Genomic DNA, 21,613 nt, shown 5'->3' on the forward strand with positions numbered 1-21,613 from the left:
TCCAGCCACAGAATATAAATAGTAGATGAAGGTGTTTTCAGATACCCTAAGCCATCCGTGCATTGTCGTTATTCTACAGCACCCCCGCAGGGATCACAAGTCCACGCGGGGCGCAAGTTTAGCGGCCGTTTTCCCCATCCCCGGCCCAACGGGGTATAATTATTTTGAACTCGGTTAAATGGAGCAACGTATGGATCAACGCAAGATTCGCGTCCTGATCGCCAAGCCCGGCCTGGACGGTCACGACCGCGGGGCCAAAATTGTGGCGCGTGCTCTGCGCGATGCCGGCATGGAGGTGATCTACACTGGCCTGCGCCAGACCCCGGAGATGATCGCCGAGGCAGCCCTCCAGGAAGATGTAGATGTCGTCGGTCTTTCCATCCTTTCCGGCGCGCACATGACCCTGGTGCCGCGCGTCCTGGAATTGCTGCGGGCCAACGGTCAGGAGCACGTGCTGGTCTTCGTCGGCGGCATCATCCCCGAAGAAGACGTGCCCGCCCTGCTCGCCATGGGGGTCAAAGCGGTTTACGGCCCCGGCACCCCCACCCAGACCATTGTCGAGGACATCCGCCGCGCCGTGCTCGAAGCCCAGGGCAGCGTGGCTTGAGGTCAAGGGAACGTCCTATGCCGTTGGTGGATGAGGTGTTGGCGGGCAAGCGGCTGGCATTGGCCCGCCTGTTGTCCCTTATTGAAAATGATGCCCCCGAAGGCTGGGCGGCGCTGGATGCGCTTTACCCGCGCACCGGCCAGGCCCACCTGATCGGGGTCACCGGCGCCCCCGGCGTCGGCAAATCCTCGCTGGTCAATCAAATCGCCCGCGCCCTGCGCCGGCCTCAAGACGGCGAGCCCCCCCGAACCGTGGCCATCGTTGCCGTGGACCCCACCAGCCCCTTTAGTGGCGGCGCCCTGCTGGGAGATCGCGTGCGCATGCGCGATCTCAGCGGCGACCCCGGTGTTTTCATCCGTTCAATGGCCTCGCGGGGCGCGCTGGGCGGGCTGGCCCCCACCACTGCCGCTGTGGTACAGGCGCTGGATGCGGCCGGTTTCGAGGTCATTTTGATCGAAACCGTTGGTGCCGGCCAAGCCGAGGTGGAAATCGCGCGCCTGGCCCATACGACCATCGTGGTGGAATCTCCCGGCGGCGGCGATGACATCCAGGCCATCAAGGCCGGATTGCTTGAAATCGCCGATCTCCTGGTGATCAACAAAGCCGACCGTCCCGGCGCCGATCTGACCGAGCGTGCCCTGCGCAGCATGCTCGAATTGGGCTACCCCCACGGGCACCATCGCCCGGAAGCCTGGGCAGTGGCTGAGCCCCCGCCCGGCGAAACCTGGGTGCCCCCCATTCTGCGCACGGTCGCCACCGAGGGCAAAGGCATTGCCGAGGTGGTGCAGGCACTGCACGCCCACGCGGCTTACCTGCGGGCCACCAGCCGGTGGCACGCCCGCGAACAAGCCCGCCTCAAAGACATCCTGGACCACATGCTCCAGGCTGCCCTGCTGGCGCGCTGGCAGGCCAGCCTGCCCCAGGGCCACTACCAGGAAGTTGTCCAACGCCTGCTGCGTCGCGAACTCTCCCCGCACCAGGCCCTGGAAGCCCTGCTCAACCTGTCGCCCTTCCCGAGCGCGGAGACCCCGCGCCTTATTCCATGAAACGCCACCTTTTCTGAGGAGTGATCTGCATGGAACGAACACTTATCGCCCACCTTCCCCAGGCCATCGGTCAAAAGGTCAAAATCCAGGGCTTTTTGCACACCCTGCGCGACCAGAAGACGATGCAATTCCTCATCCTGCGCGACCGCAGCGGCATGGTACAGGTGGCTTTCTACAAGAAAGCCAACCCCGAACTGGCCGAGCAAATCTCCCGCCTGACCAATGAATCCGTGCTGACCATCACCGGTACGGTCGTGGAAAACCCCATTGTCAAACTGGGCGGCCTGGAAGTGCAGTTGGAAACCCTCACCGTCGAAAGCCTGGCCGAAGCCCCCTTGCCGCTCGACCCTACAGCCGAAGTGCTGCCCTCCCTGGATTACCGCCTGGACTGGCGCTTCCTGGATATGCGCCGCGCCCCGGTTACGGCCTTCTTCGAGATCCAGACCACGTTAGAGATGGCATTCCGCGAGTACTGGCTGCAACACGGGTTTGTGGAAATTCACTCACCCAAACTGATGGGCTCTGCCAGCGAGAGCGGCGCCGAACTCTTTGAAGTGCAGTACTTTGATACCAAGGCCTACCTCGCCCAGTCGCCCCAGTTCTACAAGCAGATGGCCATGGCCGCCGGCTTTGAGCGCGTCTTTGAGATCGGGCCGGTTTTCCGCGCCGACCCCTCGTTCACCTCGCGCCACATGACCGAATTCACCGGCCTGGACATGGAGATGTCTTACATCGAGTCACATGAAGATGTGATGCGCTTTTTGGAGAACATGCTCCATTACGTCTATCAGCGCGTCGCCGAAAAGCACGCCGCCGCCATCGAAGCCCACTTCGGCGTGCAACTCGAAGTGCCCAGCGTGCCCTTCCCGCGCATCCCCATGGCAGAGGCCGTTGAAATCCTCAAGCGCGAGGGCTACACCCTGCCCCCGGAAAAGAAGGGTGATATTGACCCCGGTGGCGAGCGTACCCTGGCCCAGTTTGTGCGGCGGGAGTACAACCACGATTTCTTCTTCCTCACCGATTGGCCCTGGACGGTGCGTCCCTTCTATCACATGCGCCACCCCGACCGCCCCGACCTCACCCGCTCCTTCGACCTGATCGCCAAAGGCACCGAGATCGTCACCGGCGCCCAGCGCGAACACCGCTACCCCATCTTGCGCGAGCAGGCCATCGAAAAAGGCCTTTCCCTCGAACCCATCCAGTTCTACCTGGATTTCTTCCGCTATGGCTGTCCGCCCCACGGCGGGTTTGGGCTGGGCCTCTCGCGCCTGATGATGGTCATGCTCAACCTGCCCAACATCCGCGAAGCGGTCTTCCTCTTCCGCGGGCCTAACCGCCTGCATCCATGAGCGCGGGCCTGTGCACTCGTTAGAATCCGACTCGGAGGGAATGCGTGATTATCGGCAACGGAATTCGTTTACGGGCCATCGAACGCGAGGACTTGCCTCGCTTTGTCACCTGGCTAAACGACCCCGATGTACGCCAGGGCCTGAGCCTGGTGTACCCCCTCTCGCTGGCCCAGGAGGAGCGCTGGTACGAGCAGATGCTTCAGCGTCCACCCGCCGAGCAGGTGCTGGGTATCGAGGTGGAAGTGGGGGGCGTCTGGACGCTGATCGGCACCTGCGGCCTGCACAACGTTGATTGGGTCAACCGCCAGGCCGAACTGGGCATCTCCATCGGCGAAAAGGCGTTCTGGAACCGCGGCTACGGACGTAAAGCCGTCATCCTGCTGCTGCGCTTTGCCTTTCACACCTTGAACCTGAACCGCGTGTACTTGCGCGTTTACGAGACCAATCCCCGTGCCATTCGCGCCTACGAGCACGCCGGCTTTGTCCACGAAGGGCGCCTGCGCCAGGCCCGCTACCAAAACGGGCGTTACGTGGATGAACTGATCATGAGCGTGCTGCGCAGTGAATGGCACGAACCCGAGGAGTAGGAGAGGAGGTCGGTAGTCTCATGCCCAACCACACCCGTCATGAACGCATGATGTACGGCGGCATCCGTTTGTTCGCCGGAACGGCATGCCCCGAACTCGCCCAGGCCATTGCCCAGTACCTGGGCCTGCCACTGTGCGGGCGCGATGTGATCACCTTTCCCAATGATAATCTCTTCGTCCGCCTGCATTCCAGCGTGCGTGGGCAAGACTGCTACGTCATCCAGACCACGTCGGCCCCGGTTCACCGCAACCTGATGGAACTGCTTATCATGATCCAGACCCTGCGCCTGGATTCGGCGGCGCGCATCACCGCGGTCGTGCCCTACCTGTGTTACGCCCGTTCCGACAAGAAGGATCAGCCCCGCGTGCCCATCACTGCCCGCCTGGTCGCCGATATGATCGAGGTGGCCGGTGCCGATCGCTACATCACCATGGACCTGCACGCCGGGCAAATCCAGGGCTTTTTCTCCATCCCCGGCGACGTGCTGACCGCCTTCTACCTGCTCACCGATTACTTCAAGACCCTGCTGCCGCAGATGTACAACCCGGTGGTGGTCACCGTGGATTTGGGTTTCGCCAAGAAAGCCCGCAACTACGCGCAGGCCCTGCACCTGCCACTTGCCTTCATTGAGAAGCGGCGGGTGGCCAACGATGCCCGCGCCGAAGCCCTCACCCTCATCGGCGATGTGTACGACCGCGATGTCATCCTGGTGGATGACGAGGTGGATACGGGCGTCTCGGTGGTGCAGGCGGTGAACCTCGTCAAAGACAACGGCGCACGCAATGTGTATGTCTCCTTCGTGCACCCGGTGCTCTCGCTGGATGCCGCCGACCGCCTGGCCACCCTGCCGGTGCGTCAGTTCGTCACCACAGATACCATCCCCATCCCGCCCGAAAAGCGCGCCAAATTCGGCGAGCGCCTCAAAATCCTGACCATCGCCCCCTTGCTGGGCGAGGTCATCCGCCGCACCAACGAGGGGCGCAGCGTCGGCGAACTCTTCAACGAGTAAGGGGAGCCCCCATGCCGGAACTGCCCGAGGTTGAAACCATTGCCCGCTGGCTGCGCGAAGGCAGTCCGGAGGGCCCGGCGCTCCTCGGGCGCACCTTCCAGGCTGTGGAGGTGCTCTGGCCGCGCACCCTCGCCGCCCCCGATCCCGCCACCTTCATCGCCCGCCTGCCGGGTCGGCGCGTCACCGCCATTGGGCGGCGCGGCAAATTCCTGCGCATCTGGCTCGACGATGGGGCCGTGCTCCTGCTGCACCTGCGCATGAGCGGGGATCTGCGCTGGCAGCCCCCGCCGGCCGCCGCCCCCCATCCCCACGACCGCCTGGTCTTCCACTTTGCGGATGGGTGGCGCCTGGGCTTCAACGACCCTCGCAAGTTCGGGCGGGTGTGGCTGGTCAACGATGAACAAACCGTCCTCGGCGATCTGGGCCCGGAACCTCTGGACCCCGCATTCAGCGCCGAGGATTTTTATGCCCGCTTGCGGCGCTCCCGCACCCGCCTCAAAGCCCTCCTGCTGGATCAACGCTTCCTGGCCGGGCTGGGCAACATCTACGCCGATGAAGCCCTCTTCCAGGCCGGACTGCATCCCCTGCGCCCGGCGCACACCCTCACCCCGCCGGAGGCGGAGCGCCTTTTTCACGCCATCCGCCAGGTCCTCCAGGCGGGCATTGCCCACCACGGCGCCAGCATTGACTGGGTGTACCGCGGGGGCGATTTTCAGAATCATTTCGCCGTGTACCGGCGCGCCGGTCAGCCCTGCCGGCGCTGCGGTACCCCCATTCAGCGTCTGGTCATCGGGCAACGCGGCAGCCACTTTTGCCCCCATTGTCAGCCCCCTCCCGAGGGGTAATCGGCAACCCCATTTTTCGAGGTAGGTCAGATGCAACAGGTCTTACTCCATATTCTGGTCGGTGTGTTCGGTTTTTTGTTGGGCGCACTGGTGGTCTGGTTTTGGAGCGAACGCGAACGCCGCGCTTCCCCCACCGCAGATGCCACTGAAGAGGCCGTGCCCGAGTCGGGATCTGAGTCCTCCTCGGCCACCTCACCCTTGCGCCAGTCGCCCTTCAGCGAGGCCTCCCACGTCTTTGTCGCCCGGCTGTGGCGCGATCGCAGCAGTGGTCAGTTGCTGGTGGAGGTAGATGGCATGCTTCATGCAACGCCAGATACGTTGACCGATGAGCAGCGCCAGCGCCTTAGCACCGCCGCCGAAGGGTGGACGTTGTGGCTGGGTCTGCACCCTCCCGCGCCCGCCAGCCCCACTCCTGCACCGCCCCCGCCCAGCGTCTTCACCGCCCCCATCGAGAGCCTGCTTACCCCACCCGAGTCACCCGCCCGCATGGGTAGTAGCATTGTGGAGCAGATCGATGCCATCCTGCAAGACTTACTGGTGGACTCCCCCTACGCCAACCACCGCATTCGCCTGGTTGAAGAACCCCACCACGGCGTGGTGGTGTGGGTGGGCCTGGAACGCTACGGGAGCATCGAAGAGGTGCCCGACGAGGGCATTCGCTCCATCATCCAGGAAGCCGTGCGCCGCTGGGAGGGTTGATCGCCTGCTTTCTTCACCCGCCCGGCGCCAGGACCACCCCCGCGCGGGGCTGCTCAAACTCGCTCCTGGAGGTGTGTTACCATGGCCAAATACTACCTTCTGGCGCTGGGGCTGAGCCTCACCGCTCTGCTCGTGGGGCTGCACACATCGGCTTTGGCCAGCCCGCCCCCGCCTCAACCCCAAACCACCCCCGTCGAATCCACCCTGGAAGCCGCCCTGCAGGAAAAGATCACCCAGCACGAATTGGAAGTGCTGGCCTTCACACTTTACCGGGTCAAGATCGAGCGCGTAGTAGAAGCGCCGGATGGCAGCCTGGCCGTGCTTTGGCTGGCGCTGGTGGACCCGACCACCGGAGAGGAGGTGCCGGCAGAGCCGGGGCTGGCAGTGGCCCGCCGCGCCGCTTTCCAGGGCCTGAGCAGCGACTGGCAGGTCACCCTGCAGGCCGATGCCGACTGGGCCCAAACGCTGGCCGAGGTTCCCGATGACCTGCTCGACCCGGAGGTGCGCGCCCGCTATGCCGCCCCCAGCGCCGATCAACTGCAAGCCCTGGCAACCGTCTACCGGGGCTACAAACTGCCCTGGGCCGGCGGGCTGAAAAAGCGCCTCAGCGGCTCCATCGGCCATTTCCTCTGGTACAACTCATGTTCCATTGATTACTGCCGCTACGCGTATGATTTTGCCGACGGCACCATGTTCCCCATCCTGGCCGCGCGCGGCGGGACGGTGTACATGGCCAAATGGGACTGCCCCAACGGCTCGGAAACCTGCAGCAACTACATCGTCCTGAAAGACGTTACCACCGCCCCCACCACCTACCAGCTCTACCTGCATCTGGCCTACGACAGCATCCCCGCCAACCTGCGTCAGGTCGGCGCGGTGGTGCGCCAGGGGCAGTACATCGGCAATGCCGATGACACCGGCTACAGCACCGGCCACCACCTCCATTTTCACGTCCACACCAACCCGACCTGGTACTGGGGGTCCTCGGTGGATATCCGCTTTGACGATGTCAGCATCAATGACGGCACCCCGCGCAATTGCTACGAAGCCAGCCGCTGGCCAGCCTACGGCACCCAATGCCAGGATGAGTACGTCTCGGGCAACTACGGCGCCTTTCCCCCCACCGGCAACCTGGTTCTACCCGCCGCGGGGGAGGTGATCACCAACGGGCGCGTGCTCATCCAGGGCACCGCCAGCGATGATATTGCCGTCACCCGCATCCAGCCCATCGTGCGCGGGCTGGATGGGCAGTGGCGCGAAATCGGCACGGCCTTCACCACCAGCCCCTTCGTGGGCGAGATTGATCTGTGCACGCTGGGTCTGCCCAACGGCCCGGTGGATGTGGCCTTCTACGCCTGGGATTACGAGGGCAATCGCTCCCCCGATCCCCTCGGCGTGCGTACCGTGCTCAACCGCTCCAACTGCGCCCCGCCCCCACCGGCCTGCTCCATCACCAGCAGCCAGGTGGCGCTTTTCAGCCAGCCCAACTACCAGGGCACCTGCGTTGTGCTGGGAGTGGGCAATTACAGCAATGCCGGCAGTTTCGGCAGTGTGGGCGATAACGCCGCCGCCTCCATCCTGGTGGGCAGTAATGTGCGCGCCCTGCTCTACGACCTGCCCAACTACGAGGGACGCACCGAAGCCCTGGAGGCTAACGACCCCGACCTGGGCGATAATCCCCTCGGCAGTGGGCGCCTTTCTTCCCTAAAAGTGCAGGCGCGCAGCACCGTTCCCACTTCGCCCAGCCTGATCACCCCCGCTTACGCCGCCGATCTCGACCAGCCCGACACGCTCTTCTTCACCTTCCGCACTGAGGGCGCCACCCGCTACCGCGTGGACGTGCGTCGCCACAGCGATGACCAGGCCGTATGGACGGCCGATAACCTGGCCGCCCCCGCCGCCGTCCTGGGTACCCTGCCTGCCGCCAGCCCAGCCACCAAGTACGTTTGGCGCGTCACCGCCTCCAACTCCGCCAGCACTCAGGCAGCGGAGCAATCCTTTGAGGTCTTTCCGCCCTACCTGAGCGGCGGTGACCTCCTCACCCTGCCCTATCAAACCACCTTCAACGCAGATAACGGGAGTTGGCTGGCCAGCGGGGTCTGGCAGTGGCGCACCCCGCCCCTGAGCGGTGCCAGCCCGGCCTGGGTAGCCGGCGGTAATGGAAAGGGCGACCTGACCTCCCCACCCATCACCCTCCCCGCCGACAGAACCTACTACCTGCGCTTCCGCTACTACGCCGATGCTGAAACCTCCACCCCCTATTGGGATCAACGCTGGCTGCAAATAGCCGGGAACGATGGCCTATTCCGCAATGTTTACGCGTTTTACGAGGACCCTCCTCGCACCTGGCTGGAGAGCCCTGCCATCTCCCTGGCCTCGTACGCCGGCCAGACCATCCGCATTCGCTTCCACCACAACTCCCTGGATGCGTACTACAACAGCAGCCTCGGCTGGGTGATTGACGATCTGCGCATCACCGCCGACGCGCCCCCGGCCTGCGCCGAAAGCACCCCCAACGACACACTGAGCACTGCTACGCCGATAAACCCGGGGCAAAGCGTGGCCGGCGTGATCTGCCCGGCCGGGGATGTGGACATCTACCGCTTCGGCGGGCAGGCCGGTCAGCGCCTTGCCATCCGTCTGGATGCCCAACGCGATGGTTCGCCCCTGGATGCCGTGCTCACCCTTTACGATGCCCAGGGCAACCGCCTGGCCGAGAGCGATGACCTGGTGGAGGGCCAAATGAACGACCCGGTCATCGGGATCACCCTGCCGGCCACGGGCACTTACTACCTGAAGGTGCGCGCCTGGGGTCACCCCGGCACGGGCGACCCCGGCCTGACTTACACCCTGCAAACACAGGTGGATGCTGCACCCCCCGGCCTGACCCTCACCCGCCCGACCGGCATCTGGCTGACCAATGGCGCCCCAACCGTGCAGGCCGAGGCCAGCGACACGGGCAGCGGCGTGGCCCTGGTCAACATCTACTGGCGGCCCAATGCCCGCAGTCCCTGGCAACGCCTGGCGCAGGACTGGAACGACAGCGACGGTTGGACCTGGACCACCAACCCCACCACCCTGGTAGAGGGCGACCTGTACGTAGAGGCGGTGGATTTTGCCGGCAACCGCAGCGGCGACCTGCGCCTGGGCCTGCGGGTGGATACAACACCCCCCAGCGTCACCCTGGAAGCGCTGCCGGCTCTCAACCGCAGCACGGCGGTCCGTCTGACCTGGACGGCCCAGGATGGGGAAAGCGGTGTGGCCGGCCTGAGCCTGCAGGCCAGGGGCGCCGACGGCAACTGGCAAACCCTCAGCGGTTCACCGAGCGTGCCCCAGGGCAGCGCCTGGTACCTGGGCGCGTTTGGGCAAACGCTGGCCTTCCGCGCCCAGGCACAAGACTGGGCCGGCAACCTCAGCCCATGGTCCGCCGAGCGCACCACCCAGATCGAAGCCGCCTGCCAGCCCGATCCGTATGAAGGCGGCGATGACACCCCGGCGGGTGCCATCCGCCTGGCCATGGACGAGCGCCAGGAGCACACCCTGTGCCGCGCCGGCAGCGGGCTGGGGGATGAGGACTGGCTGATCCTCGAAGCCGCCGACACGCACCCTCTGCTTGTGACACTGACCAGCCTGGGCGGGGGCGCGGCCTTGCGTGCCGAGATCTACGCCACCGCCGCGGGCGGCACCCCCCTGGCCACCTTTGCCGCCCCGGATTTAGGGAAATCCCTCTTCTTCGTCTGGACGCCCCCCCAGCCCGGCGCTTACTACCTGCGCCTGACCCCGCTGGTGGCGGGCTTGGCCGGCAGTGAGGCGCGTTACAGTGTGCAATACAGCTGCGCCCATCAGTTATACTTACCCTGGATCAGTCGCTAACCCAATCTCGCCCTTGGAGATTTTCCCATGATGCCCTCCTCCCTCTCCTCCGTTGATGACGAAGCCATCGCCTTCCTCCAAGACCTGGTGCGCACCCCCGGCCTTTCCGGGCAGGAAGGGGCCGTAGCCGACCGGGTAGAAGCCAAAATGCGGCAACTGCCCTTCGACCACGTCGAACGGGATGAGTGGGGCAATGTGATCGCCACCCGTCGGGGGCACGCCCCTGGCCCGCACCTGCTCTTCGATGCCCATATGGACGTGGTAGCCCCCGGCGACCCCAGCGCCTGGGAGGGTGGCGACCCCTACAGCGGTCACCTGAGCGGGGGACGCCTGTGGGGGCGCGGCGCCACCGATACCAAGGGCAGCCTGGCCGCAATGGTGATCGGCCTGGGGCGCCTGCCGACCACGGCCTTTCGGGGGACGCTGACGGTGGTGGCCAGCGTAGGCGAGGAGGCCCTGGAAGGTGCCGCGCTGGGGCAGGTCTGCGCCCGCCTGCGGCCCGACCGGGTCATCGTTGGCGAGCCCACCGACGGCCGCCTGGGCATCGGGCAAAAGGGGCGCGCCCGCCTGTGGTTCACCACCCACGGCCGGCCCGCCCATTCCTCCACCCCCGCAGAAGGCGTGAACGCCATCTACCTCGCCACCGAGGTAATCCAGCGCATTCGCGCCCTGCCCCTGCCCGCACACCCCCACCTGGGCCAAGGGGTGATGGAAGCCCTGGATATTCACTCCGAACCCTACCCCAGCGCCTCGACCGTGCCCTACGCGTGCCACATCCGCTACGACCGCCGTCTGGTGCTCGGCGAGACGCCGGAAAGCGTCCTGGCGGCTTACCGCCGGGCATTTGCCGGGCGCAGTGACCTCACCTTCGGCTTTGAAACGATTCACCTGAACACCTACACCGGGGCCACCCTGACGGCACCCGATTTTCATCCTGCCTGGCTGTGGGACGAAAGCACCCCCTGGGTGCAGCAGGCCCTGGCCAGCCTGCGTGCCGCCGGTCTGCGGGCCGAAACCTTCATTGCCCCCTACTGCACCAACGCCAGCACCACCGCCGGTGAGCAGGGCCTGCCCACCTTGCTCTACGGCCCCTCCAGCATTACCCTGGCCCACAAGGTGAACGAGTTCATTGCCCTGGAGGATTTTCTGGCCGCCTTGCGCGGCTACCAGGCGCTGGCCCAGGGGCTGAGCGCCGGCCCCGACCGCGATTGACTTTCCCCGTCGCTTTTCGTATAATGGAAATGTAAGTGCATGGCACAGCGCATGGCTGAGGTCCGCGGAGCCGGGCCTCCCCCGGAATCACGAAAGCGCGCACAGCCGTCCGTGGTGATGAAAACGGACGGCTGTGCCTGTTTAACGCCATGAAGGAGGTGCGCCATGTTGACCCTGGAACTGACCCTGGAAGAAGCCCGCATCCTGATGCAGATGCTGGAAGCGTGCATCTCGGACATGCGCATGCAAATCTCCAACACCGATAACATCCGCTACAAGGCCATGCTCAAGGAACGCAAGGCAACCCTGGAACGCATCTTGCAGACACTGCACGAACAAATGCCCCTGCCGCTGGCCGAGTAAAGCCGCATGTCGGGAGCCCCCTGTCCGGTCCATAAAACACACCACCGGCGCCGCTTTTGGCGCCGGTCAGGGGGAATGTTTTCCATAGTAGGGCGGGAGGGACTCGAACCCTCAAGGTGCTCCCGCACCGGTGGATTTTAAGTCCACTGCGTCTGCCTGTTCCGCCACCGCCCCAATTCTGGTTAAATTCTACCCCAAGCCGTCGGGACGTCAAGCACCTGACGGCGCATTTTCTACCACCCAGACGCCGCGCTTCATCACCCGCTTGACCGGGTTAGTGCCGAAGCGATACCCCAGGTGGCGGTAGTCCGCCACCTCCAGCACCAGCAGGTCCGCCTGCTTGCCCGGCTCCAGCGAGCCCAGGCGATCCGCCACTCCGATCGCCGCCGCGGCATTGATGGTCGCCGCGGCAATGGCCTCGGCGGGGGTGAGTTTCAGGTAGCGGCACGCCAGCGCGATCACAAAGGGCATGCTCTCGCACCACGCCGTCCCCGGGTTGAGGTCGCTCGCCAGTGCCAGCAGTCCCCCCGCCTCCAGGATCGCCCGCGCCGGGGTGTACTCAGGCTGGGCCAGGCCGAAGGGGGTACAGGGCAGAGCGACTGCCACCGTCGCACTTGCCGCCAGCGCACGAATGTCTTCCGGGGGTGTCTTGACCAGGTGGTCCGCAGAGACTGCCCCCAGTTCAGCCGCCAGGCGTGCTCCGCCCAGGGCCTCAAACTCATCCGCATGGATCTTCAGCCCAAAGCCCAGCGCCCGCGCCCGCTCTAAAATCTGGCGCGACTGCGCCAGGTCAAACGCAATGCGCTCGCAGAAGACATCCACAAACGGCAAAGGGCGCCCCGGCACATGGGCCTGCCACCACGCCCGCACCTCGGGCAGCATTTCGATGCAAATCTGATCCACATAGCCCTGAGGATCGTGCCGGAATTCGGGGGGCACATCGTGCGCCGCCAGGTAGGTGGGGATGAGTTCCAGCGGGCCTTCGGCATTCAGCGCTAGGATGGCTTCCAGCAGGCGCAACTCGGTGGCGGGCTCCAGGCCGTAGCCGGTCTTGGCTTCGGCGGTGGTCGTCCCGTGGCGCAGCATCGTCCAGGCGCGCTGACGCGCCTGCGCCAGCAGTTCCTCCAGGGAAGCCGCCCGCGTGGCGCGCACGGTAGCCAGAATGCCGCCCCCTGCCGCGGCGATTTCCTGGTAGGTCTTGCCCTGGGTGCGCCATTCGAATTCCTGCGCCCGATCCCCGGCCCATACCAGGTGGGTGTGGGGGTCCACAAAACCGGGCATGACCACGTGTCCGCTGGCATCCCAGGTCTCCTCATGGGGATAGGCCGCGCGCAGCACCGCGCTGGGGCCTACCGCCTCAATACGGCCGCCGCGCACCAGCACGGCGCCGTCTTCAATCAGTCCCAGGCGGCCCAGGTCGCGTCCGCGCTGGGGACCACCGGCCAGGGTCAAGAGCTGACTTGCCGAGTGAATGAGCATGGGCGGAATCTCCGTTTCTAGGGGGATGTCGTGAGGGTGGGGGTCGGGGTAAGCGAGGGTGTGGGGGTCAGGCTGGGAGTCGGCGTGTCCGTGGGGGTCACCTCCGGCGTGGGGGTGAGTGTGGGAGTCGGGGTCACGCTGGGGGTCGGGGTGGGGGTGCGGGTGAGGGTGGGGGTGGGCGAGATGGTCAGTTCGTACTCCAGCGTCAGCACCACCTGCGAGAACGGCACCGGGGTGAGCACGTAGTCAATGGCATCCTGGATCTCGGCTTGAAATGCCGCGCGGTTGGGCAGAAACACGCTGGTGCGCGGTCGCTCCGCAAGCAAGAAGGGGGTCAGTGCCTGCGCGGAGAAGCGAAAGAAGCCCAGGTGCCCCGGATCGCCCAGGCGCAGAGCCAACGGGATGCGGGCCAGCAGGTCCTCCAGGCCCAACGAGGTCTCCACGCTGGCCCGGTAAGTGCGGTACAGCATGGGCAGGCGTACCAGGTTGCCCCCCTGCACCAGCCGCAGGAAGAGCGCCTCCAGCACCTGCTGCTGGCGGGCGTTGCGCTCTGCCTCGGCCTCACCCTCGCGCACGCGCAGGTAGCACATCACCTGATCGCCGCTGAGGACGTGCGTCCCCACGGGAATGTCCCCGCACATGGGGGGCAGAGGGCCTGTGACCGTCAATTCCAGCCCGCCCAGGTCATCCACCAGATAAACGAAATCTTCCAGGTGCACCAGCACATAATCCTGCGGGCGCACCCCCAGGTTGTACGCCAGCGTCTCGCTCAGCAGGCGCCACCCGCCCAGGGCATACGCCACATTGAGGCGCTGCATAGACAGCCCGGGCAGATACACATATAGATCCGGCGGGATGGAGAGCAGGCTGGCGCGCCCCAGGCGGGGGTGGTAAAACGCCAGCAAGATCGCGTCCGTGCGTCCGATGTGGGGGGCAGGGGCATCACTGCCCAGCAGGACCAGCGTGCGCACCTCAGCGGGCAGGTTCACCCTCAGCGGCGGGGGAATGGGCACCTCCGCCGTAACCCGCGGCGTGGCAAAGGCGCGCGGGGTGTGGGTCGGCGAGGGGGTAGCCGTAAAAGTGGGCGCAGGCAGGCTGGGGGTTGGCGGCAACGGCGGAGGCGCAGGCTGGGCGGCACAGGCGGCCAGTCCCCCCAGCATCAGCCCTGCCAAGCCCAGGGATAACCACCTCAACCGGCGCAGTCCGAGAAAAGACCCACGGTATGCCATCCTGCCGGCATTATAGCACAGCCGCCGCTGCGCCAAAGCAACAGCGGGCCGTCACGACGACGACCCGCTGCCCAACCCCAGGAGGAGCAAAAAACAACCCTTACCCACCCCCCGACCCAACGACGGGGGGCATCACAGACCATGCACCGGCGAGATGCCCGCTGCCCACCACGCGACGCGACTCACTCCGAAGAACGTAACCCGAGCAACGTGCATCCCAGGAACAAGATGCCCACCAACGCAACCACCGCATATACGATGAACGCCATGTTGACTTCCTCCTTCCCCTCCCTCACGGGAGTCTGACCACCCAACCGCTTGTGCCTTTGCAGGGTTAAACCCTGATGCACCTCTGCGGTTACTCTCATTGTAGTTAACGGCCATACCGCCTTTCCCAACACTTTTGTCAGGCCGAACCTTCCCGGCCCAACAAATTTGTAAGGGCCACCTGCATTCGGCCCCTTCTTTATGGGGCAGATCAGCCCGGCATCTTCCCCGCCACTGCCCGGCGGGCCGGGGCGGGTGCGACGGCTGCTGAAAATTAATACGCTGAAAAGGGGCAAAAAGTTCCACGCCGGGCAGTCCGCCTCCGGGCAACGCGGCAGAGCGCGCCGTGCAAAGAACGTGCCCGAAATCATTTGTCGTTTTGCAATTCTGTTAATCTCACCCCTAGCCATGGGGGGTTGAAGTTTGTTATAATCAAGCAAACCCTAATCCTCACCGTGCATCGCGGCTTCATCGTCGTCCATCCTGGGGTAGTGCAATGTGAGCGACGAACCTGTTTGTACCCCGACCCCGGTTCGACCCTTCCGCCTACCCACCTGGCTGCCCATCCTGTTCGTGCTGGCCGCGTGGGGCTTCAGCCGCTGCGCACCCCTGCCTACGCCCACCACCCTCTCTCCCGCACCGGCCGCCTCGCTGATCCTGCTGGATTGGGAGGACGATGTCCCCCCCGAGATCCTCCAGGGCTTCACCGCCGAAACCGGCATCCCGGTCGAACTGCGCCACTACTACACCGTTGAAGAGGCCCGCCAGCGCCTGCTCGAGGGCGAGCCCTGCGATCTGGCCATCATCTCCAACGAGCAGGTACCCGCCCTGATCCGGGCCGAGCGTCTGCTCCCGCTTGACCTGACCCGGGTGCCCAATTTCCGCTACATTGCGCCGGCTTTCCGCGACCTGGTGATTGACCCCGGCAACCGCTACAGCGTGCCCTACTCCTGGGGCACCACCGGCCTGGTGTACCGCCCCGAGCGCGTTCCCCAGCCTCCGCAACGCTGGGCCGACCTGTGGGAGCCGGCCTACGGCGGGCGCATTTTCCTCTGGGATGACCCACGAACGGTCATCGGCCTCACCCTCAAAGCCCTGGGCTACTCGGCCAACACCGCCGACCTGCAGGCCCTTCAGATTGCCGCGCTCAAGTTGCGCCAGTTAGCGGCCCTCCCGCCCGTCCCTTACCAGCCAGAGGCGCTCGGTGAAGCCCTGCGCCAGGAGCAGGCCTGGGTAGCCGTGGCCTGGGTGGGGGATTACATCCTTGCCCGCCAGGCCCTGCCCGACCTGGTCTATGCCCTGCCGGCCGAGGGCACCCTGCTGTGGATGGAGCACTACGTCATTCCCCGCGGCGCCCGCTACCCCGAAGCCGCCTTGCGCCTGCTGAATTACCTCCTGCGCCCCGAGATCAGCGCGCAGATCACCACCCGCAGTCTGTGGGCCACGGCCAACGAGGCCTCGTGGTCACAGGTGCACCTGGAACCCGAGCTCCAGGCGCTGATCTTCCCGCCTGCCGAGGCGCTCAGCAACGCCGAACTGACCCTGCCGCTTAGTCCCGAAGCCGAAATGACGTATAATCAAATCTGGGAGCAGTTCCTCCGCGATCGCTCCACCTCTGCCCCCACCCCCTCTGCCTCGCCGGCGCCCCGATGAAATCCACCCCGCCTCCCCCGCCGATCCCGGCCCGCTCCCCCTCCCTGCGCCGCACCTTTCAAAGCCTGCTGCGCGGTTTAATCCTGCTCACCCTGGGCTTCGTCCTGGCCATGACGGCCGGCCTCATCTACCGGGCCGAATCCCGCGACTGGCAGCAGCGCCAGGCCGAGGTGACCCACAATCTGGGCCTGCGCATCCGGGCGTTTCTGGAGCAGACCACCAATCACCTACAGGCTTTTGCCCTGATCGGCATAGATGAGGCCACCCGGCATCCGCAGCAGGCCCAGCGCCTGTTCGATCTTTACCCGGTCTTCGACCGAGTACAGGTCTTCACCCCCGACGGCACGTTGGAAGCCACCTTGAGCCGGGAAGAAGTGCCCGCCCTGGGCCTGATCACCCTGCCCCAGGCGCGCTGGCTGGCCGAGGCGCGGGCAGGGCGCACCTACATTGGCCCGTTTCAGATCTCCCCCCAGGGCCGGCCTTACCTGCTCCTGGCCACCCCCACCCGCACCGGGCAGGTCGTGATTGCGCAGGTCTCGCTCGAGCCCCTGTGGGAGATGACGCGCACCACCGCCCTGGGCCGCAGCGGGGTGGTTTACCTGGTCGAGCGCAGCGGGCACATCCTGGCCCATCCCGATCCTCAGGTGGTGCTCGGCAATACGACCCTGCCGGCAGAGGTTCTCCCCTACCTTACGGATCTTACAGCCCCAATGCACTTTGATTTCGCCACCGGGCTCAGCGGCGGCTGGGTGGAGCGCACCCTTGCCCCCGTCCCCGCCACCGACTGGGTGCTCGTGGCCGAAACAAACGAGGCAGAAGCACACGCCACCAGCCTGCTCAGCCTGGGCATTCTGGGTGGCGGGGTACTGCTCCTGGCCGTGCTCCTCTCCCTGGGGGCCGATGCGCACCTGCGCCGCCAGGTGCTGGCCCCCCTGGAGCAGTTGCGTCAGGGAGCGCTGGCGCTCAGCGCCGGGCACCTGGCGCACCGCCTGAACCTCCAACGCCCGGAGGAACTGCGCCAGGTGGCACAGGCTTTTAACACCATGGCCCAGACCCTGCAGAGCCAGCAAGCCGCCCTCACCCGCCAGACCGAAGCCCTGACCCGGTTGTACCAGCTGAGCCTGCTCCTCAACGCCAGCCGCGACCTGGAAACCCTCTGCAACCACACCCTGGATAGTCTCTACGCCCTTTTCCCCTTCATCCGCGCGGCCTACATCTTCATGCGCGATGCCGCCGGGGGGCTGGTGCTGGTGGCCTCACGCCAGGCCCCCAACACTGCCTCTACCCCCTCCTCCCCGGACGCTCTCCCCCCCACCGCCCCCAACCCCCAGCGCTGGCTGAGCGGCACCATCCCCCAGGTGTATGTGGAAGGCCCGCGCGCGCTGATCGGATTGCGCGGGCGGGATGACCTGCTGGGCCTGCTGCGCGTGGAAGCCGCCGCGCCCGAGCAATGGGGCGAGGACGAACAGCGCTGGCTGGCCATGCTGGCCGACCAACTGGCCGCAGCCGTGCAGACGCTGCGCCTGCAGGAAGCCCTGCAGAAAGAACTGCACGAGCGCCGGCGGGCCGAAGAAGCCCTGCATCAGGCCCACGCCGACCTGGAAGAACGCATCCACCAGCGCACCCAGGAACTGCGCCGTCTCAACCGCCAACTGATGCTGGCCCTCAACGAGCAAAAATTCGCCGAAGAGCGGCTGCAGCGCCAGAAACAGCAACTGGAAGCCCTGCGCCAGGCCACCCTTGAACTTACCGCACACCTCGACCTTTCCACCCTGCTGAACTCCCTGGTGCGCCGCGCGGTTGAGATCGTAGATGCCGACGCCGGGGGCTTCTACCTCTACGAGCCCGAGCACGATCACCTCGTGCGCGTGGTCAGCCTGGGAGAGCATGCGCTCCCGCTGGGGCTGATCATCCGCCGCGGCGAGAGCCTCTCCGGGCGCGTGCTACAGAGCCGCGAGCCCCTGCTCGTCTCCGACTACCGCCACTGGGAAGGCCGCCTGACCAACCTGCCTCAGGAATCCGAAGTCTACGCCGTGATCGGCCTGCCGGTGCAGTGGGGGGAGGAGTTCCTGGGCGTGCTCAACGTGGCCACCTACCGCGAGCGTTCCTTCAGCCAGGAGGAGGTCAACCTGCTCAACCTGTTCGCCTTGCAGGCCGCCATTGCCATCCGCAACACGCGGATTTTGGAAAACGAGCGCCGCCAGCGCCGTCGTGCCGAGGCCCTGGCCAAAGTCAACGCCGCCCTAACCTCTTCACTGGAACTCAAGCCCCTGCTCCAGCGCGTGCTGGAAGCCGCCACCGAGGCCATCCCCGCCGCCGACCGTGGCAGTGTGCTGCTGCTGCTGGATGCCGAACGTGGGGAATTGGTCATCGAAGCCCTCTACGGCTACACCGACCCGCGCATCTACGAAATGCGCTTTCCGCGTGAGGCGGGCTACGCCGCCAAAGCCCTGCGTGAGGAACGGCCCATCCTGATCCCCGATGCCCGCGCGGATGACGAGGTGCGCTACGACGGTGAGATTGCCGAAGTGCGCGCCGTGCGTTCGGCCATCGCCGCCCCCATGTTCCTGCGTGACCATCCGGTCGGGGTCATCACTCTGGATTGCACTCGCGAGACCCATGCCTTCACCGCTGAGGACCTGGCCCTACTCAAGGCCTTTGCCGATCAGGCCGCCCTGGCCATCCACAACGCGCGCCTTTACGAGCGCGAGAAGCACCTGGCCATCACCGACGACCTGACCGGCATTTACAACCGCCGCTACGCCTTGCAACTGGCCGAACGTGAGATCGAGCGCGCCCGGCGCTACCGCCGCTCCCTGGCCATGATCCTGGCCGACATTGACCACTTTAAACGCGTCAACGATACCTACGGCCACCTGGTGGGCGATGAGGTCCTGCACGAACTGGCCCAGCGCTGTCAGCAGCAACTGCGCGATTTCGACATCCTGGGGCGCTACGGCGGCGAGGAGTTTTTAATCGTGCTCCCCGAAGCCAATGCCGAGGCCGCGTTGGGGGTGGCCGAGCGCTTGCGCCGGGCCATTGCCGAGACGCCCTTCAACGGCGGAGATCGTTCCATCCAGATCACTCTCTCGCTCGGTGTGGTGGCCTTCACCCAGGACCACCCCGACCTGAACGAATGGCTGAAGCAGGTGGATGCCGCGCTCTACCAGGCCAAAGAGCGCGGGCGCAACCAGGCCGTCTTGTGGAAGGGCCCTCTCGAATGATCCCCATCCTGCGCAATCAGCCCCACACCCTGCAGGTGCTGGGCGAGGCACGCGCCCAGGCCGTTGGCCGCATCCTGGGCGCGGCACTGCAGGCGGTCGAGCCGGCCCACGCTGTGCGGCAACACCTGGCGCGCCGCGGGGAGGTGCTCCTCGCCGCAGGCCGGACCTACGACCTGCGCCGTCTGCGCCATCTCTGGCTCATCGGCGCGGGCAAAGCCGCCGTGCCCATGGCTTGGGCCGTCGCCGAGGTGCTGGGCGAGGATCTCAGCGGCGGGCTGATCATCACCAAGTACGGCCACGGCGGCCCGCTGGCCGCCTCCCTGCGCGCGCGGGGGGTGGTCACCCATGAGGCCGGTCATCCCCTGCCCGATGCTCACGGCGTGGCGGCCACGCACACCCTGCTCGAGCACCTGGCCACCTGCAACGACCAGGACCTGGTCCTCCTCGTCCTCTCCGGCGGAGGGTCGGCCCTACTCACCGCCCCCGCCGAGGGCATCTCCCTGGAAGACCTGCAGCACCTGACCTCCCTGCTCCTGGCCTGCGGCGCCAGCATCCATGAGATCAACACCCTGCGCAAGCACCTGGATCGGGTCAAAGGCGGTGGGTTGGCCCGCCTGGCCGCCCCCGCTCACCTGCTGGTGCTCGTTCTCTCCGATGTGGTGGGCGATCCCCTCGATGTGATCGCCTCCGGCCCGGCCGTTCCCGATCCCACCACCTACGCCGATGCCCTGGCCATCCTGGAGCGCTACGGGCTCACCCCTCAGGTGCCTCCGGCCATTCTGGCGCACCTGCAACGCGGTGCCGCCGGCGCCATCCCCGAAACCCCCAAACCCGGCGATCCGCTCTTTGAGCGCGTGCACACCCTCATCGTGGGCAACAACTACCAGGCCGCCCAGGCGGCGCTGACCCAGGCACGTTCCGAGGGCTTTCACGCCCTGCTCCTGACCACCCACCTGCAGGGCGAAGCCAGCCAGGCCGGGCGCTTCCTGGCCGCGCTGGCCCGTCAGGTGGCTACCACCGGCGAACCCCTGCCCCGCCCCGCTTGCCTGATCCTGGGCGGCGAAACCACGGTCACCCTGCGCGGCGATGGGCGCGGCGGGCGCAATCAGGAAGTGGCACTGGGTGCCGTTGCCGACCTGGCCGGCCTGGAGGAGGTTCTCCTGCTCACCCTGGCCACCGATGGCGGCGATGGACCCACCGAAGCCGCAGGGGCCGTGGTCAGCGGAGCCAGCCTGGCCCGCGCCCAGGCGCTGGGGCTCAATCCCCACGCCTACCTGGCGCGCAACGACTCGCACACCTTCTTTCATGCCCTGGACGACCTGCTCATCACCGGCCCTACCCAGACCAACGTCAACGACCTGGCTTTCCTGTTCGCCTTCTGAACCCCTTTCGACCAACGGACAGCCCACCTGGCACGGGACTTGCATGCATGATACCCGGAGACACCACTTACCCCGGGGCGTGCATGAACAGCCAAACCATTGATCGCTGGGTCAACTACTGGGTGCGCCTGATGGAGCAGGAAATTCAGGAAACTTCCTGGCACAGTCAACTGGCCAGCCGTCTGGCGCTGCGCCTGGGGCGCAAGTTTGGGCTGCAGGGAGAAGCCCTGCGCCACCTGCGCCGCGGCGCCCTGCTCCACGACATTGGCAAACTGGCCATCCCGCGCGCAATTCTCTACAAACCCGGCCCGCTCAATGCGGAGGAGTGGCGCCTGATGCGCCGCCATCCGCTTTACGCCTACGACTTTTTCGCCCCCCTGCCCGAACTCCATCCGGCGCTGGAAGTGGCTCTCTACCACCACGAAAAGTGGGACGGCAGTGGCTACCCCTTCGGCCTGGCCGGCGAGGCCATCCCCCTGGTCGCCCGCATCTTCGCCATTGTGGATGTATGGAATGCCCTGCGCTCCGACCGGCCCTACCGCCGCGCCTGGGGCGAAGCGGAGACACGCGCCTACCTCCTGGCCAACCGCGGCCGCCAGTTTGACCCCCAGGTGGTGGATGCCTTTTGGGAGATCCTCCAGCGCAACGGACGGGATCTAACCCCTACCCTGGCCCCCCAGCCCGCCGATTAATCCTTCCCCCGCCTCTCCCTTCAACCCCTCACGCCAAAAACACCCTTAACCTGCCCCGCGAAGAAAACCGCCTACACAGAGAGGGGGTTCCCGCTG

At 65.9% G+C, this 21,613-nt stretch carries 17 protein-coding genes and 1 tRNA gene; 14 read left to right on the plus strand and 4 right to left on the minus strand.

Features of this window, described 5'->3' with window-relative positions:
- The first annotated feature begins 190 nt into the window (after positions 1-190).
- The 10 genes from SE15_RS12770 (at position 191) to SE15_RS12815 (ending at position 11,591) form a co-directional block, all read left to right on the plus strand.
- Positions 191-607, plus strand: coding sequence for a cobalamin B12-binding domain-containing protein (locus SE15_RS12770; protein WP_054522527.1), 417 nt, complete (start codon positions 191-193; stop codon positions 605-607).
- A gap of 17 nt (positions 608-624) precedes the next feature.
- The gene (gene meaB / locus SE15_RS12775) at positions 625-1,653 is read left to right on the plus strand and encodes a methylmalonyl Co-A mutase-associated GTPase MeaB (protein ID WP_054522528.1); all 1,029 of its coding nucleotides are present in this window, start codon (positions 625-627) and stop codon (positions 1,651-1,653) included.
- Positions 1,654-1,682: 29 nt separating this feature from the next.
- A complete protein-coding gene (gene aspS / locus SE15_RS12780) occupies positions 1,683-3,002 on the plus strand; it encodes an aspartate--tRNA(Asn) ligase (RefSeq protein WP_054522529.1) in 1,320 nt (439 codons plus the stop codon).
- A gap of 44 nt (positions 3,003-3,046) precedes the next feature.
- Complete coding sequence (locus tag SE15_RS12785; protein ID WP_054522530.1) at positions 3,047-3,589, plus strand: GNAT family N-acetyltransferase; 543 nt, start codon at positions 3,047-3,049, stop codon at positions 3,587-3,589.
- Complete coding sequence (locus SE15_RS12790) at positions 3,568-4,599, plus strand: ribose-phosphate diphosphokinase (RefSeq protein WP_236690038.1); 1,032 nt, start codon at positions 3,568-3,570, stop codon at positions 4,597-4,599. Before SE15_RS12785 ends, SE15_RS12790 begins: the two co-directional genes overlap by 22 nt.
- 11 nt (positions 4,600-4,610) lie before the next feature.
- The gene (gene mutM, locus SE15_RS12795; protein WP_054522531.1) at positions 4,611-5,444 is read left to right on the plus strand and encodes a bifunctional DNA-formamidopyrimidine glycosylase/DNA-(apurinic or apyrimidinic site) lyase; all 834 of its coding nucleotides are present in this window, start codon (positions 4,611-4,613) and stop codon (positions 5,442-5,444) included.
- Positions 5,445-5,474: 30 nt separating this feature from the next.
- Positions 5,475-6,143: a hypothetical protein gene (locus SE15_RS12800; protein WP_054522532.1), complete on the plus strand. Its 669-nt coding sequence runs from the start codon at positions 5,475-5,477 to the stop codon at positions 6,141-6,143.
- 81 nt (positions 6,144-6,224) lie between these two features.
- Positions 6,225-10,016 carry a pre-peptidase C-terminal domain-containing protein gene (locus SE15_RS14635; protein WP_054522533.1) on the plus strand — a complete coding sequence of 1,264 codons (3,792 nt, stop codon included), beginning with the start codon at positions 6,225-6,227 and terminating at the stop codon, positions 10,014-10,016.
- 27 nt (positions 10,017-10,043) lie between these two features.
- Positions 10,044-11,228 carry a M20/M25/M40 family metallo-hydrolase gene (locus tag SE15_RS12810; RefSeq protein ID WP_054522534.1) on the plus strand — a complete coding sequence of 395 codons (1,185 nt, stop codon included), beginning with the start codon at positions 10,044-10,046 and terminating at the stop codon, positions 11,226-11,228.
- Between the two features lie 165 nt (positions 11,229-11,393).
- Positions 11,394-11,591 carry a hypothetical protein gene (locus SE15_RS12815; RefSeq protein WP_054522535.1) on the plus strand — a complete coding sequence of 66 codons (198 nt, stop codon included), beginning with the start codon at positions 11,394-11,396 and terminating at the stop codon, positions 11,589-11,591.
- 88 nt (positions 11,592-11,679) lie between these two features.
- Here the strand turns inward: SE15_RS12815 and SE15_RS12820 are convergent.
- From SE15_RS12820 to SE15_RS12835, 4 genes are all read right to left on the minus strand, one after another.
- Positions 11,680-11,765: transfer RNA gene (locus SE15_RS12820), tRNA-Leu, on the minus strand.
- Positions 11,766-11,801: 36 nt separating this feature from the next.
- Positions 11,802-13,070, minus strand: a complete 1,269-nt coding sequence (gene hutI / locus SE15_RS12825) for an imidazolonepropionase (RefSeq protein ID WP_054522536.1) — start codon at positions 13,068-13,070, stop codon at positions 11,802-11,804.
- A gap of 17 nt (positions 13,071-13,087) precedes the next feature.
- A complete protein-coding gene (locus SE15_RS12830; RefSeq protein ID WP_083461944.1) occupies positions 13,088-14,299 on the minus strand; it encodes an LCP family protein in 1,212 nt (403 codons plus the stop codon).
- A 182-nt stretch (positions 14,300-14,481) separates the two neighbouring features.
- Positions 14,482-15,006: a hypothetical protein gene (locus SE15_RS12835; protein WP_054522538.1), complete on the minus strand. Its 525-nt coding sequence runs from the start codon at positions 15,004-15,006 to the stop codon at positions 14,482-14,484.
- 58 nt (positions 15,007-15,064) lie between these two features.
- On the opposite strand from SE15_RS12835, the gene SE15_RS12840 reads away from it, so the two are divergent.
- The 4 genes from SE15_RS12840 (at position 15,065) to SE15_RS12855 (ending at position 21,517) form a co-directional block, all read left to right on the plus strand.
- On the plus strand, positions 15,065-16,219 hold the full coding sequence (locus tag SE15_RS12840; RefSeq protein ID WP_054522539.1) for a polyamine ABC transporter substrate-binding protein: 1,155 nt from the start codon (positions 15,065-15,067) through the stop codon (positions 16,217-16,219).
- Entirely contained in the window at positions 16,216-19,443 is a 3,228-nt protein-coding gene (locus SE15_RS12845) for a diguanylate cyclase (protein WP_054522540.1), read from the plus strand. The genes SE15_RS12840 and SE15_RS12845 overlap by 4 nt, the downstream gene beginning before the upstream one ends.
- Positions 19,440-20,825, plus strand: a complete 1,386-nt coding sequence (locus SE15_RS12850) for a glycerate kinase type-2 family protein (RefSeq protein ID WP_083461945.1) — start codon at positions 19,440-19,442, stop codon at positions 20,823-20,825. The genes SE15_RS12845 and SE15_RS12850 overlap by 4 nt, the downstream gene beginning before the upstream one ends.
- A gap of 83 nt (positions 20,826-20,908) precedes the next feature.
- A complete protein-coding gene (locus SE15_RS12855) occupies positions 20,909-21,517 on the plus strand; it encodes an HD-GYP domain-containing protein (RefSeq protein ID WP_054522541.1) in 609 nt (202 codons plus the stop codon).
- The last annotated feature ends 96 nt before the right edge of the window (positions 21,518-21,613 follow it).

It is taken from the genome of Thermanaerothrix daxensis (assembly GCF_001306145.1).
Classification (GTDB): Bacteria; Chloroflexota; Anaerolineae; order Anaerolineales; family Anaerolineaceae; genus Thermanaerothrix; species Thermanaerothrix daxensis.

Excerpts from the sequence above, each read along its gene's own strand:
- SE15_RS12770 (WP_054522527.1), top strand. The coding sequence starts at position 191 with ATGGATCAACGCAAGATTCGCGTCCTGATCGCCAAGCCCGGCCTGGAC.
- meaB (WP_054522528.1), top strand. The coding sequence starts at position 625 with ATGCCGTTGGTGGATGAGGTGTTGGCGGGCAAGCGGCTGGCATTGGCC.
- aspS (WP_054522529.1), top strand. The coding sequence starts at position 1,683 with ATGGAACGAACACTTATCGCCCACCTTCCCCAGGCCATCGGTCAAAAG.
- SE15_RS12790 (WP_236690038.1), top strand. The coding sequence starts at position 3,568 with ATGGCACGAACCCGAGGAGTAGGAGAGGAGGTCGGTAGTCTCATGCCC.
- mutM (WP_054522531.1), top strand. The coding sequence starts at position 4,611 with ATGCCGGAACTGCCCGAGGTTGAAACCATTGCCCGCTGGCTGCGCGAA.
- SE15_RS12800 (WP_054522532.1), top strand. The coding sequence starts at position 5,475 with ATGCAACAGGTCTTACTCCATATTCTGGTCGGTGTGTTCGGTTTTTTG.
- SE15_RS14635 (WP_054522533.1), top strand. The coding sequence starts at position 6,225 with ATGGCCAAATACTACCTTCTGGCGCTGGGGCTGAGCCTCACCGCTCTG.
- SE15_RS12810 (WP_054522534.1), top strand. The coding sequence starts at position 10,044 with ATGATGCCCTCCTCCCTCTCCTCCGTTGATGACGAAGCCATCGCCTTC.
- SE15_RS12815 (WP_054522535.1), top strand. The coding sequence starts at position 11,394 with ATGTTGACCCTGGAACTGACCCTGGAAGAAGCCCGCATCCTGATGCAG.
- hutI (WP_054522536.1), bottom strand. The coding sequence starts at position 13,070 with ATGCTCATTCACTCGGCAAGTCAGCTCTTGACCCTGGCCGGTGGTCCC.
- SE15_RS12830 (WP_083461944.1), bottom strand. The coding sequence starts at position 14,299 with ATGGCATACCGTGGGTCTTTTCTCGGACTGCGCCGGTTGAGGTGGTTA.
- SE15_RS12845 (WP_054522540.1), top strand. The coding sequence starts at position 16,216 with ATGAAATCCACCCCGCCTCCCCCGCCGATCCCGGCCCGCTCCCCCTCC.
- SE15_RS12850 (WP_083461945.1), top strand. The coding sequence starts at position 19,440 with ATGATCCCCATCCTGCGCAATCAGCCCCACACCCTGCAGGTGCTGGGC.
- SE15_RS12855 (WP_054522541.1), top strand. The coding sequence starts at position 20,909 with ATGAACAGCCAAACCATTGATCGCTGGGTCAACTACTGGGTGCGCCTG.